The following is a 14865-nucleotide window of genomic DNA, read 5'->3' on the forward strand; positions in this document are numbered from 1 at the left end:
TAGATTTCTATAAAAAGAATGACGCTTTCTATTAATTATAAGCATAAATTCATCTTAGATTGTTGGTAATAAAACTAGACTTATTCCCATGCAGCAAATGCTACAAAATCTTCTTTACCATATTTGTTTTGATATTCATCTGCGTGAATTATATCAACTTCTCCAACATGGTCTGGCTGAAATCCTGTTCCATCTCCATTATCAATAGGTTTCACTAGAGAAACTAACATAAGCCCCGTAACTTCAGATTCTTTAGAAGTTTGCTTCGATGGAAGACCTTTAGATTTAAGATATTGCTTTTGTTTCTCGGTAAGTTTAAGTACTGCTGCTTCTGAAATATCTGTGTTCTTTTTACTTTGCTCAAGCTTGTCCATTTCTGATTGTTTTGCGGCTTCTTCTGCCTTACTCTTTTCAAGCTTGTCCATTTCTAATTGTTTTGCGACTTCTTCTACCTTACTTTTTTCAAGCTTATTCATTTCTTCTGATTTAGCGGCTTGTTCAATTTTATTTTTTGTAGCCTTTGACTCACTCTTAAGCTCCTCAGCACTTGCATTCATTAAAGAAAAAGTAGATATACCTAATACAGCTGTCAATCCTAAAGCTGACCAACGATACGATTTTTTATTGAATTTTTTAATCATAACAATTCTCCTTTTCAATGCTTTTTTATTTTTACTCAGATTTGCTAAACTAGGCATTTGATAATAATCTGAATAGTGTTCTAATAATGTAATAATTGTATGCCCATATTCAATTTTTTCTTCCGAATCAATAAAAGTAAGGGCCAATGCATCACATGCAATTTCTTGATCTTCGCGCATTGAATAATAGGCATACCAAAGGATTGGATTAAACCAATTTAGTATAAGCAAATGATGCATAACCCAATTAACCCCAACATCTTTACGTTTAAAATGAGCTAATTCATGATAGAAAATAAACTGTAGCTGATTATCATTTAATCGTTGTATATGCTGTTCACATAATAATATTCTAGGTTTTCTAAATCCAAGGAGTGTCGGACTAGCAATCTTGCCGGCTAATTGCAAAGGAATATCCTCTTTTATAGACATCGTTTCTTTACAACCTTCGAAAATATTTAAAATTCTTTCATCTGTTATAATTGGTTGCTTTTGTATGTATAAATATAAACGTCTATTTGCAATTAGTGTTAAAGTCCCTAAACAAAAAACACCTAGCATCCATACATATAAACAGATTTCATACATTGATATATGTTTGGCACTCTGTTCTTTTTCTTTGGAACCCGATTCAACTAGTGATTTATTGTAATCACTTGAATTAACAGTATACTTCGCAGGTTCATTCATCACTTTTAAACCAGAAACATTCGCTTCCTTCTGAATTAGAGAAGTAGAAGTTACATATCCATGTGAAAGTATGGAGTATAGGCTATAAGAACTATCCGGTGACCAAGGTAAAAGTAATCTTACAATCAGAATTAACCACAATGCGTAATGCCATCTTGCTGTTAATTGATTCCTTAGTAAAACTTTGATACATAAGATAAAACCTACCAATATACTAGCCATAACAGTAGTTTCTAATAGCCAATCAAAAAAAGTAGAGAGATACGTCTGTATTAACATATTTATCATAATTATTCTCCCTCTTTTTGATTACTTTTATCATCTAGAATACGCTTGAGCTCATCAATCTCTTTTGAAGTTAGCTTTTCATCTTGTAAAAAATTAACAAGCAAAGGTTTCAAAGCAGCACCGTAAAAACGCTTAATAAAAGATTTAGTTTCTACTTGTAAATATTCATCTTGTGAGATTAAAGGACCATACATGTACGTTCTTCCTATTTTCTGCTGAGAAAAAACAACCTGTTTTTGAACTAACCTATTGATTAATGTTCTAACTGTTTTTGGATTCCAATCCATTTGTCCTTCAAGAGCTTGAATTACTTCATTTGCCGTTTGCGGAGATTTTGACCAAAGGACTTTCATTACTTCTAACTCAGCTTCAGATATCTTAGGTATTTTTTTCACGTTTCCAATTTCCTCCTTCCTTTGATTACAAATGTAATCCTAAAGTCAATACTACATTTGTAATCTTAAATTCGCAACCTCTTTTCTAATATTGGAATGAATTACTTAAAATAGGGATATCATTAAATAAACATAAGACTACAAATGTAATCTAAACATAAGACTACAAATGTAATCTTATGTTTAGATTACATTTGTAGTCTCGATTTGTCAATCTCATTTAATATCCTCATTTACAAAACTGGAAGATTATCTTCCACCTTTTAATGTTATATTTTTATAGACTTTGCCCCTTTCTTGAAAAAAATACTATAAAATTAAATTAATAAATATCATTTAATGGAGGTTCATAATGAATAAAGCAGAACTAATTAACCAAGTATACGAGAAAACATTACTTACTAAAAAAGATGCTACCGCATCTGTACAAGCTGTCCTAGATCAAATCACACAATCTCTTCAAAAAGAGGAATCCGTACAGTTAATTGGATTTGGTACATTTGAAGTACGTGAGCGTTCTGCACGTACTGGACGCAATCCTCAAACGGGCGAAGAAATGCATATCCCAGGAGGAAAAGTACCTGCATTTAAAGCTGGAAAAGCTTTAAAAGAGGCTGTTAAATAAGGCTTAAATTACCTATCTAAAAAGGAATGGAGATTTTTATCTCCATTCCTTTTTAGATTAATCATATATTTTTTGGAACATAATTAACTAGTTTTTTATCATTTTCACGGTTTCTTCGTCGAGGTTTCCTGTTGGCTCATCCGTAATTAGTAAATCGATATTACAAGATAGCGCTCGAGCAATTGCTACACGTTGTTGTTGCCCGCCACTTAATTGTAAGACATTTCGTTTCGCTTCTACTTCTGTGAGCCCTACCTTCTCTAATACTTCTAATGCTCTTACTTTTTTATTTTGTACCTTCACACCTGTAATTTCCATTACCGTTAATACATTTTGAAGAGCCGTCATATAGGTAATCAAATTATAAGATTGGAAATTACAGATACATGTTGATTACGGTATCAACCCAAGCCAATTTTTCTAATATCTTTGCCATTATACAGTACACGATAAGAAACTATAGCTGAAAAATAAGCATCTTGCATGGAATAACAATGTGGGCATTTTTCTGCTTCTTTACATTTATCACCTCCGATACATCCAGTCCCCACACTATAAGCACAAATAAAAAGCCACCGAAAGGTGGCGAAATTTTTAAGCGTCCTTTGTTTGATCCGCTAATTTCACATTTTTTGTTAATATTTCCTTTCACCATATCTAAAACAGATTTATATGCTTAGTGACAAGGTCGATTAAACTATATAAACAGATGATTCATTCTATTCATTCGCCATATTATGCATAATAATCTATAAAATACGTATCTATAGATTAAAGATCTAAAAAAGAAAAAATCTGAAGATCCTTCTGACGTAAGGAATTTCAGATTTTTTTATTTTAGTAATACCCTTTGCAACAAGTTGCCATTAGGATAGTGTATCAGCAACTTGTAGCTATTACTATGAATGCTAGATTCCTCAAAATTATTCCATATTTTTTCATTTTATTTATATTATTCTATGCTTTGTTCTAAATTATAATTCCATATTTATGGACAAAAGTTTAAATTTATGGAATTTTGTACAAGCTATTTATACGCTATTTTTAATTAGGAGGGATTCTTTATGTTTGGTCTAGGAAAAAAAAGAACTCCATTTGGAGAGTATTTAGATCACAGAGGAATCAAACAACAATGGCTTGTACAAAGAACTGGATTAAGTAAATCTCTGATAAGTGATTTAGCAAATAAAAAGGATCGTATTCCCACTTTAACATCTGCAACTAAAATCATTAGAATACTAAAAAAATTTGATAAGCATATTGATTATCAAGATTTTTGGAATATTGATATTTAATACCTCTAAAATGTACTGCACATCTAATTGTCTCTAATCCAATTATGTAGATTACTAAAAACATAGATTTTTCCCTTTATAACTAATGATTATTTAACACTTATAATACAAAAATTCCTTTTATTAAAAAGGATATAAATTTCTATTTAGCTCTGTTCATATCCCCACTCAAAATAATTAATGATTACATCCCACTTCATTTTTGACAAATCAATTCTTTAAAGACATTTTTTATTAGAAAATCTAAATTTCATTGTTTTTTTATCCAGAAGCCTAAATATACATTTGATATTATTCTAAAGTTTATAGCGCACTATTCGAACATTTTGTGAAAATCAGCAAAAAACATTACAAACTACTAGTAGTAGGTATTAATTTCCTAGTGTTTGTTCCAAGCACTGTGTTAAACTGAGAGGGTTTAACAGATCTACTCTAATAACATTAATGAAATGGGGTATTTACTTGAACTTTCCACAATTAAAAATCGGTCATATGATGCCAAAGGTCCCAATTATGCAGGGAGGAATGGGCGTAGGCATTTCATTAAGTAAACTTGCATCTGCAGTTGCAAATGCTGGAGGAATTGGGATTATATCAGGAACTGGTATTTCCATAGATGAAATGAGAATGCATATTAGGAAGGCGAAAGAAAAGATCCGGAATACTGGTTATATTGGAGTAAATGTTCTTTTTGCAATGAATGATTTTGCTGAAAAAATGAAAGCAGCCATTGAAGAAAAAGTTGATTTCATCATATCTGGTGCTGGCATTTCACGAGATATGTATACTTGGGGGAAAAATGCCGACATACCAGTTATTTCAATAGTATCCTCAGCCAAACTCGCTAGATTATCTGAACGCTTGGGTGCGGCCGCTGTTGTAGTAGAGGGGCATGAAGCAGGAGGACATTTGGGTACCGATCGACCTTTATTCGATATATTACCGGAAGTAGTTGCGGCAGTCAAAATTCCCGTAATTGCTGCTGGAGGAATTATGACTGGGAAAGATATTGCGCATGCCTTAAAAATGGGTGCATCTGGTGTGCAAATGGGTACAAGGTTCGTTGCAAGTAATGAGTGTGACGCTCCACTATCCTTTAAGGAAAAATATATAAATGCTCGATTAGAAGATACTACATTAGTTAAAACAACTGTCGGTCTCCAGGGTCGTGCGGTTAAAAATAACTTTACTAAATTAATAGCTGATAATAATAAAAAGATAAAAATAAAAAAGTGTATAAATTGCTTAAAAAACTGTTCTTATCGTTTCTGCACGCTAGATTCTTTGATAACCTCTATGGATGGTGATTGTGAAAATGGTCTTGTTTTCGCAGGTGCACGAGTAAATGAAGTCAAAGAGATTTTGCCCGTCCAAACAATTATTAACAATATTATGATGGAATACAGATCATGTATTTAAGGTAGCAGCCATATATAGTTCTTTAAAAAATATTTAATCTTGTAAATTCTTATTTTCCTGACGATACATCAACTAATAATTTTGGGCATTATTGGTCATAAAAAGAACACCTACAAATGCTGTAGGTGTTCTTTTTTTATTTATAATTGGATAATTTCTCTTATTTCTTCTATAGGTAACTTCGTAAATTTCGCAATATCCTCTACAGACATTCCGTTTTTATACATACCACATACCAATTGTATACGTTCGGCTTTTTTACCTTCTTCAATACCCTTTTCAATACCTTTTTTGATTCCTTGCTCCTCTGCATGAGCAAACTTTGCAGCTTCATCCATTAGGGTTTTTTCCCTCGCTTCATAGGCTTGTCGGAATGTCGAATCTTGACTCATTCGCTCCCACTTATTCATTGCTTTTTGTAAAATCGGATCTTGATTCATCGCAATGTCCTCCAATGTTTGAGTTAGGTGTTCATCTTCATTTGCCGGAAGTAATAACAGCCAACGAACAAATGAATCTTCCCACGGATTAACTTTCTCTTCCCGCCATTGTTCCATTAGCTTAGGAAGCTCTATAACATGAATCTCTATATCATCACTAAACTGCTTTTGCTGTTGTACATTCCATAGCTTTCCCGTAGTATGAAATTCCTCATATTCGGGAAAAAGTACGAAGTTTAACAAATTAATAGTAATTGTTTTACTAAGAGAGCTGTAAGGCATCCCTTTTTGTAACTGTGAAGTATATAATTTACCCCAGTAATACAAACTTCGTTTAATCATGTCGTGATTATTATTCAGCTGAATTTCTACGTTTACTTTAGTACCTGTGTCTAACGTGGCTGAGACATCTAAAATTGATAATTTATCATCCTCGTGTTCTCGATGTAAATGTGGATCCTCTAATTGTAGTGACATAATAGGTGATTCTAATGAATTCTTTAGCATGACATTTAAAAATGTGATAAGAATATCCTCACTACCACTTGTCCCAAATAATTGCTTAAAAGCAAAATCAATTCGTAAATTTACTAATGACTTGGTCATGACTTTCCTCTTCCTGTCTAAGAAACTCTCTTTTCTTTATTGTACATAAAAATTAGGTAATCATGCAAATAAGAACATTTACAAAAGATAACGCTATTATTTTTTTCAAAAATATATGTTCACTAGAAGATACAGGTACAATTAATATTTAATTTGGTGAATTATAACATATGTTATCTTTAAATAATACCCATTTAAAAAAACAATGGATTATCCGTGACATAATTGTTAAATTTAGGGATATAAAAAGGCTTTCTATATAAAAAATAGAAAGGTGATGGTGTACGGATAAAATATAAGGGGGATTTATATTATGTTTTCAAAAAAACAAAAATTAGTAACAGTGGTTACCACTCTGACGCTAGGATGTGGATTAGCTTTCGGATTAACTCCTACTTCGGCAGATTCTATAAGTAATCCTACTCCTATTAAGGAAGAACAAGTAAGAATACAGATACCTTTCACTGGATATGTTATTTCAGCAGATGATAATTATTTGGTTGTAGCTGACACTAATACAAAAGAGGAGGCACTTTCTTATCAAAATAATTGGTGGGAATTAGCTTCTCAGAATAAAATTTTACGTGTTCCTATTACTAGCAAAGATAACTATAGCGTAGGTGAAAAACTAAATATATTTTCCGTAGGATGGACCCACTCTATTCCACCAATCGCTGTTATGCCTGTTATCGAAAAAATAATTGAATAAATTATATATTTTTTACAAAAGAAGATAGCCATTACAAATGGCTATCTTCTTTTAAACTCATTTATTCTAAACTGGACTAAAGAATTTTTGTTTGTAACTATCTTTATAAATTTATGCTATAACAACGCTTGTGCACTTTTGTATTTACTGAACTATGGCTTGTTCTTCCTTCTTCATAGCTCTAATGGATTGAGCTACTTTAACCATCATAGAACATTCTATCCTCTTGCGGAAGATTTTACAGCTAAACTCATGTGTTCCCTTAAGGGAACCCGTTGCATGTATGGTATTAGCTGGGCAACCGCCGCTACAGTAAAGCTGTGCCCAACATTCCTGACATTCCGGTTTTGAATAGCAATTACTCTCCTTAAATTGAGACTGTATCTCTGTTTTTGTAATGCCATCCCAGATATTACCCATACTATATTCTTCTTCCCCAACAAACTGATGACAAGGAAATATCTCCCCCCATGGGGTAATAGCAAGGTATTCAGTTCCAGAACCGCAACCAGAAATTCTCTTTTGAACACATGGGCCTTCTGAAAGGTCAAGCATGTAATGATAGAAAGTAAAACCGTTGCCTTTTTCCTCACTGTTTAGCATTTCCTTCGAGAGAATTTCATATTGATTGTAAATTTCCAAAAGATCTTCTTCACCGAGCGCATATGGTTCTCGTGGATTACAGATAACTGGTTCCATTGAGATCTTATTAAAACCTAGATCAGCGATATGATAAATATCATTGGTAAAATCGACATTATTATGAGTATAGGTTCCACGTACATAGTATTCTTTATCTCCACGCTTTTCAACAAATTCCTGAAACTTTGGAACGATATAATTGTAGCTACCCTTCCCATTGACAGTTTTACGTAGATAATCATGAACTTTTTTTCTTCCATCAAGGCTTAATACAACATTGTGCATTTCCTGATTCAAGAAGTCAGTAATTTCATCATTAAGCAGCATACCATTTGTAGTAAAGGTAAAACGAAAAGTTTTTTTGTACTCTTTTTCTTTATTTCTTGCATAGGCGACAATCTGTTTGACAGTCTTCCACGCCATGAGTGGCTCCCCACCAAAAAAATCAACATCGAGATTTCGATGATTACCTGAGTTTTCTAATAGAAAATCGATGGCTCTTTTTCCAACTTCATAAATCATGATGGCCCTATTTCCATTGTATTTCCCTTGGCTAGCAAAACAGTATTCACACGACAGATTACATGTATGTGCGACATTAAGGCAAAGAGCCTTCACATAAGTGGGACGATTTATCAAATCAATTGAAAGGTCCTTATAATCATCATCGGTAAAAAGCTTCCCATCTCTTTTTAGTTCTTCAATATCCGCAATTGTTTCTCGAATTTCCTCCTCGGAAACGTGGAAATCATATTTATACTTTTCCTGCATCATTGACAGGATTTCTTCCATAGGAGTATTCTCATATAGCATAATTATTTCATAAGCAAGATCGTCAACAACATGTACCGACCCGCTATAAGTATCTAATACGATATTGTATCCATTTAATTTATATTGATGAATCATACTGGATAATCAAACTCCTTTTTCTTGAACTACCCCCACTTTCACTTCGTTTAAAAGTTAGGGATTCCTAAGTAAAGAGTTCTATCGAACTCTAATTGATTAGGCTAGCCCCGCAGTCCTTGCGGTTAGAAGCCTTATCGCTTCATTCTTTAGATTGATGCTTGCGTTAATATCCCTATCATGGTGTGTACGACAAGAAGGACAGTCCCATTCACGTAGGTTTAGATTTTTAACGTCTTTATTTTGATATCCACAACAAGAACATAATTGGCTGGAAGCAAATGTTTTCGATACGACAATAACTTGTTTGCCATACCATTTTGCTTTATATTCCAACATAGTTCGAAACTGTGACCAAGACACCTCACTAATTGCTTTTGCTAACTTACGATTTTTTAACATATTGGATACTTGCAAATCCTCTATACCGATAACATCGTGGTTTTTGATGATTTCAGTTGAGATTTTGTCTAAGTAATCTTTTCTAGCGTTTACCATGTATTCATGCATTCTAGCTACTTTTACTCGTTGTTTATTCCAGCGAGAAGATCCTTTCATTCTTCTAGAAAGAACACGCTGTGCTTTCGCCAGCTTATCTTCTAATGATCGGAAAAACTTTGGATTTTTATAGGGTGTTCCATCTGACAAAATAGCGAAATCTTTTAGTCCAACATCTATTCCAATGTAAGACTGTGCTTTAGGAAGTTCTTGTACCTCTGTTTCAACTAATAGTGACACAAAATATCTTCCAGAAGGGTTGCGTCTAACAGTCGCATTTACAATACGTCCCTCTACTTCGCGACTTTTGGCAAATCGAACAAGGCCTAGTTTCGGCAACTTTATTTTGTTCCCTACAACGGCAATGTTTTCATTTGTTTGTTTTGTGGTGTAAGATTGTACGTTGTTCTTCTTAGATTTAAAGCGCGGTGCGCTGTTTTGTTTTCTGAAAAAGCGCGTATAAGCATCCGCAAGATTGCGAACAGACGACTGAATCGCAATACTATCCACTTCCTTTAGCCAAACAAACTCTTTCTTCATGGCAGGTAGTTTTGCAGAGCATATACCATAGGTCAAGCCTTTTCCTGTCTCTTTGTATGCGTGATCCCATAAGAATAGGAAATGATTGAATACAAAGCGAGAACACCCAATCGTTTTGTTGATTAGAATTGCTTGTGCTTGATTTGGATAGATACGAAACTTATAGGCTTTATTCATCATTATTTGATTCACCTCCATTTCGGTATATGACTATTATAAACCAAACGTACATTCGATAGGTAGTGGAGTAATACTTTCTATATGTCGAACAATTAAGATGGCTTCCTGTCATCCCTTGTTCGAAGCCAATTCATCTCCCACCTACTCACTGGGCTAGGGCTCTTCACGCTCCTTGAGGAAGGAGTCTTCTTGGCTAAAATGATAAAATATAACAGCGTACAATACTAATTGTTCCCTATCTATTTATTGTATTTTCACACTTTTGATTTGCAACTCCACATGAGGTTTTACAAGCGGACTGACAAGATGTCTGACATGCACCACATCCACCATGTTTTATAGTATCTTGCAGTTTACAAGTGCTCAGTGTTATAATTCTTTTCATTACCTATAACCTCCTTTTGAAATAATTTTGGAGAACTAAGGCATATCATTGTGAACATCTTCACAATGATATGCCTTAGTTCTTCAATTTTGGTGTATTAATTCTATTCATGCTTTTAACAACACTTCGATTAACCACTAAATATTACCAATAACTTTATGTATTAACAAACTACTTTTACTGTCTTTTCTTTTAATCATAATTTAAAATATCACGAGAATATCAAATATTATCTATTTAAAAGTTATATACCATAAAAGCTACATATAGACTAATGTTTGTTGTACTTATTTATATATTCATAAGTACGGTACGTGAAATTACAACATTTATCCTATAAAAAAATATGGACGTTTATAGCTTTCTGCTACAACTATAAAAAGTCAACCCCAATGGAATTGACCTTTTATAGACTGTGGCAACAGAAGGATGTCATAAAACTAGGATTTGATATTGTAGCGTTTCACTTGTGAAAAGTATAACATGATTAAACAAAAATAGATGTGTCGATCCTTGGAACATTAGTTATAACTTAATTTTTTGATTATGTATAGATATATATAATATTTAATGGGCCTATAGAATTCATCATACATCACTATCAATAATTAATGCTTTTTTAATAATAAAAAAGATGTCCAAAAAAATTCTATTTTTTTAGACATCCTTTTAATCTATTTTATTAATAATCCCGTAGGAGTAACTTGATATGTTTTTTTCTTACCCACAAATTCCTGTTTACTATTCTCAAGATTTGTAAGTGTGGCACGTGTCTTTTCCTTTTGTGCTTCTCCCTCTATATGAGTAAACTCAATATAATCTCCTACTTTGACGGGAACGGTTTGGTTTTCAGCAGCTTGTTGTCTATTTCCTACAATTTCTTTATTATACAAAATATTGCCCGATGAATTTTGAACTTTAATGCTTGCATACGTACTAGTAAAATAGGAATGGGGTATACCCGCTTCTAATTTAATCTGCATTTTTTCTGTTGCTTTGTTATACTCTACTTTTGCGATTTCTCGATCATTATATCCCTTTAAAGACCACGCAAATTGATTTCCATCTAAAACTGTTGTTTCTGGCATTTTCTCTACTTTCTTCAGGCCTTCTTTTGTAACTTCGTACATGGCTTTTTTTCCAAAACTCTCTTGTTTACTATTATCTACATTTGTGAGAGTAGCTCTATGCACACCTTCTAGATGTGTTAACTCTATATAATCTCCTACTTTGACTGAAACTTTTTGCGATTCAGCATTTTGTTGTTTGTTTCCGTAAATATCCTTATTGTATACTACTTTCCCTGATGCATTTTGTACTTTAATACTCGCATATGTTTCATTAAAATAATGATGTGGTATGCCTGATTTTAAATCAACTTGCATTTCTTCTGTCGACTTATTGAAATTGATTTTTGCAAACTCAAAATCACTGATTCCTTTTAGCGACCAAGCAAATTGATTTCCATCTAGAATTGTTGCTTCTGGCATCTTTTCTACTTTCTTCAGGCCTTCTTTTGTAACTTCGTATATGGCTTTTTTTCCAAAGCTCTCTTGTTTACTATTATCTACATTTGTGAGAGTGGCTCTATGAACACCTTCTAGATGTGTTAACTCTATATAGTCTCCTACCTTAACCGAAACTTTTTGCGATTCAGCATTTTGTTGTTTGTTTCCATAAATCTCTTTGTTATAGACCACTTTACCTGATGTGTTTTGCACTTTAATACTTGCATATGTACTATCAAAGTAGTTATGTGGTACACCTGCTTTTAAATCAATTTGCATTTCTTCTGTTGATTTATTTAAATTTACTTTTGCGAATTCAAAATCTCCAATCCCTTTCAGCGACCATGCAAACTGCTTTCCTTCTAAAATATTAGAAGAGTTCGGTATATCTGGATTAAAACCTAAGTTATCTAATATAAATTTTAGATCAGGTAAAACACCTATTCTATCATTCCACGGATCTTGAGATTTTGTTCCTGTATTTGGATTACTTAAGATATTTCTTAATTCGGCTGGTGTATACGGAGAACCTCGATGTTCTTTAGCAATACCTTGAATCGAAGTTGCTGCTCCAGCAATAATTGGTGAAGCACTTGATGTTCCACCAAATGTTGATGTATATAAATTTGTAGTATTTTGACTTGGATTTGCTGATGTTGTATCAACATTTTCTCCCCATCCATATACATCTAATCGGCTTCCATAATTTGAAAACCATAAACGTTTATGTGGAACAGTTGATGTTCCCGCCCCAACCATAATAGCACCTGAATCCTTGAAGTCTGGACTATTTCGATTTAAGATCTTTTTTCCATTACGATCTTTAAAATTATCTAAGTCGTTTGAACCATTTGCGCCAGCTTCTATAATAATAATCCCTTTATCTGCACCAACACGAATTGCATCAAAAATATCTGGATGTACTTCTACAGGTAAATATTTATCCCCATACCCATCATACGAAGCTTGTGCCTCTAATAAAAGAATATCTCCCGCTTGTAAATTATGTACAGCACTTAAAATAGCATCCGCTGTATTATAAATTCCATTATCCCTAATCTGGGATATTACTTTTACATTTGCTTTTGGTGCAATTCCAATATTTCCAATTTGATTATCTTCAGATGAAACAATTCCTAATACAGAAGTACCATGAGCTCTATGCTGGCTTATATTTTGTCCCGACATAAGCTTAATATTTTTATTGACTAAATCCTCATGGTTCAATAACCATCCGTATTCCATATCCACAAAAGTTGTATTCTTCCCATCACCACCTTTAATGCTCCAAGCATGCGAGGCATTAATTCCCTTTGGTGCCGCTTCAAGATATCCTTGATTTTTAAATCTAGGATCATCGTACGGATTAACAGATAAATTTGGTAACTGTATTTCAGGGGGTGTCAAAATTTGTTTTTCTTGTATATAAGCCTCCTCTACGAGAGGAGATGTTTCAAATTTTTTCAGTAATAATTCTATTTCTATGTTATTAGGAGCTTGTACAATATAATAATTTAATAAATTATTAGCTGATTCATTAGCAACTGATTTAGATTGTACTGATAACTTTTCAATCTCTATCGGATTTACAGATGAGAACAGACGATTTAAAGTGAGTTCTGTATTTTCGGAAAATAACTTCTTTAAATTGTTATCATAATCCCCATTTTTTATTCGTTTCTCAATACCATCTTCATAAGGTAAGTCAATTTCATTTTTAAACTTTACAATTAATTGTTCTTCCTGTGAATCTCTTTTATTAGAATTTGTTTCTTTGTATGTGACATTATAAGATTCAGCGTAAACTTTACTATGAATACTACCATTTTGTAGTATCAGATCTGTTCCTATAAATGTTGTCATTGCAATTGAAGAAATTAAAAACCCTTTCAATATGTTCATACTATACCCGCCAATCTATCTTCTCTTGACCATTTTTTTATGCATATAATAGTTAAGATTTTAATATAATATATAAATCTACAATTTAAGTTTTAAGGTTACCTCTATGACTTTATTAATAATCCCATAGAGGTAACCTGATATATTCTTTTCTTCCCTATATACTCCTGTTTACTATTCTCAAGATTAGTAAGTGTGGCACGTGTCTTTTCCTTTTGTGCTTCTCCCTCTATATGAGTAAACTCAATATAATCTCCTACTTTGACGGGAACGGTTTGGTTTTCAGCAGCTTGTTGTCTATTTCCTACAATTTCTTTATTATACAAAATATTGCCCGATGAATTTTGAACTTTAATGCTTGCATACGTACTAGTAAAATAGGAATGGGGTATACCCGCTTCTAATTTAATCTGCATTTTTTCTGTTGCTTTGTTATACTCTACTTTTGCGATTTCTCGATCATTATATCCCTTTAATGACCAAGCGAATTGATTTCCATCTAAAACCGTTGTTTCTGGCATTTTCTCTACTTTCTTTAAGCCTTCTTTTGTAACTTGATACCTTGCTGTTTTTCCAATGGTTTCATTTTTGTTATTTTCAAGGTTAATTAAAGTTGCTCGCGTTTTTTCCTTTGTTGCTTCTCCTTCTATATGGGTAAATTCAATGTAATCCCCTACCTTGACGGGCACAGTTTGGCTTTCAGCATTTTGTTGTTTATTTCCCACGATTTCTTTATTGTACAGAACGTTACCAGAAGAATTCTGGACCTTAATACTCGCATACGTACTAGTAAAGTAGGAATGGGGTACACCTGCTTCTAGTTTTACCTTCATCTCTTCTACTGTTTTATCATAATTTACTTTTGCAATTTCTCTATCACTATATCCTTTTAATGACCATGCAAATTGATTTCCATCTAAAATTGTTGCTTCTGGCATTTTTTCTACTTTCTTTAGACCTTCTTTTGTAACTTCATATATGGCTTTTTTTCCAAAGCTCTCTTGTTTGCTATTATCTACATTTGTGAGAGTAGCTCTATGCACACCTTCTAGATGTGTTAACTCTATATAGTCTCCTACCTTGACCGAAACTTTTTGCGATTCAGCATTTTGTTGTTTGTTTCCATAAATCTCTTTGTTATAGACCACTTTACCTGATGTGTTTTGCACTTTAATACTTGCATATGTACTATC

General features: G+C 33.0%; 12 protein-coding genes and 1 pseudogene. 4 read left to right on the forward strand and 9 right to left on the reverse strand.

All coding sequences use genetic code 11. The annotated features are described in order from the left end of the window. Nucleotides 1-80: 80 nt before the first annotated feature. Complete coding sequence (locus MRP26_RS30070; protein WP_242807466.1) at nt 81-1619, reverse strand: M56 family metallopeptidase; 1539 nt, start codon at nt 1617-1619, stop codon at nt 81-83. Nucleotides 1620-1621: 2 nt separating this feature from the next. Next, nucleotides 1622-1972 (reverse strand): BlaI/MecI/CopY family transcriptional regulator, encoded by a 351-nt coding sequence (locus tag MRP26_RS30075; RefSeq protein WP_276576205.1) that lies wholly within the window; start codon nt 1970-1972, stop codon nt 1622-1624. 394 nt (nt 1973-2366) lie between these two features. Between MRP26_RS30075 and MRP26_RS30080 the strand changes: the two genes are divergently transcribed. Continuing rightward, complete coding sequence (locus tag MRP26_RS30080) at nt 2367-2639, forward strand: HU family DNA-binding protein (RefSeq protein WP_242807468.1); 273 nt, start codon at nt 2367-2369, stop codon at nt 2637-2639. A gap of 96 nt (nt 2640-2735) precedes the next feature. On the opposite strand, the pseudogene MRP26_RS30085 reads toward MRP26_RS30080, so the two are convergent. Further along, nucleotides 2736-3085: pseudogene (locus tag MRP26_RS30085) on the reverse strand (ATP-binding cassette domain-containing protein); the annotation flags it as partial. A 618-nt stretch (nt 3086-3703) separates the two neighbouring features. Here MRP26_RS30085 and MRP26_RS30090 point away from each other — a divergent pair. Further along, a complete protein-coding gene (locus MRP26_RS30090; RefSeq protein ID WP_000467334.1) occupies nt 3704-3934 on the forward strand; it encodes a helix-turn-helix domain-containing protein in 231 nt (76 codons plus the stop codon). 444 nt (nt 3935-4378) lie between these two features. Continuing rightward, complete coding sequence (locus MRP26_RS30095) at nt 4379-5353, forward strand: NAD(P)H-dependent flavin oxidoreductase (protein WP_144489013.1); 975 nt, start codon at nt 4379-4381, stop codon at nt 5351-5353. A gap of 140 nt (nt 5354-5493) precedes the next feature. Here the strand turns inward: MRP26_RS30095 and MRP26_RS30100 are convergent, their stop codons facing one another. Beyond that, entirely contained in the window at nt 5494-6399 is a 906-nt protein-coding gene (locus MRP26_RS30100; RefSeq protein WP_242807470.1) for an Rpn family recombination-promoting nuclease/putative transposase, read from the reverse strand. Nucleotides 6400-6712: 313 nt separating this feature from the next. On the opposite strand from MRP26_RS30100, the gene MRP26_RS30105 reads away from it, so the two are divergent. After that, on the forward strand, nt 6713-7108 hold the full coding sequence (locus tag MRP26_RS30105; protein WP_000491772.1) for a DUF3221 domain-containing protein: 396 nt from the start codon (nt 6713-6715) through the stop codon (nt 7106-7108). A gap of 144 nt (nt 7109-7252) precedes the next feature. On the opposite strand, the gene scfB is transcribed toward MRP26_RS30105, so the two are convergent. The 5 genes from scfB to MRP26_RS30130 all read right to left on the reverse strand — a co-directional run. Next, nucleotides 7253-8659, reverse strand: coding sequence for a thioether cross-link-forming SCIFF peptide maturase (scfB, locus tag MRP26_RS30110; RefSeq protein ID WP_242807472.1), 1407 nt, complete (start codon nt 8657-8659; stop codon nt 7253-7255). A gap of 99 nt (nt 8660-8758) precedes the next feature. Continuing rightward, nucleotides 8759-9877: an IS200/IS605 family element RNA-guided endonuclease TnpB gene (gene tnpB, locus MRP26_RS30115; protein ID WP_242807474.1), complete on the reverse strand. Its 1119-nt coding sequence runs from the start codon at nt 9875-9877 to the stop codon at nt 8759-8761. Nucleotides 9878-10112: 235 nt separating this feature from the next. Next, nucleotides 10113-10262, reverse strand: a complete 150-nt coding sequence (gene scfA, locus MRP26_RS30120) for a six-cysteine ranthipeptide SCIFF (protein ID WP_000821352.1) — start codon at nt 10260-10262, stop codon at nt 10113-10115. 674 nt (nt 10263-10936) lie between these two features. Further along, on the reverse strand, nt 10937-13672 hold the full coding sequence (locus tag MRP26_RS30125) for a putative mucin/carbohydrate-binding domain-containing protein (RefSeq protein WP_242807476.1): 2736 nt from the start codon (nt 13670-13672) through the stop codon (nt 10937-10939). A gap of 104 nt (nt 13673-13776) precedes the next feature. After that, nucleotides 13777-14865, reverse strand: a 1089-nt coding sequence (locus tag MRP26_RS30130; RefSeq protein ID WP_276576203.1) for a putative mucin/carbohydrate-binding domain-containing protein, incomplete at its 5' end; no start/stop codon positions are given.

Source organism: Bacillus sp. CCB-MMP212, assembly GCF_022748145.1.
In the GTDB taxonomy this organism is placed as follows: domain Bacteria; phylum Bacillota; class Bacilli; order Bacillales; family Bacillaceae_G; genus Bacillus_A; species Bacillus_A cereus.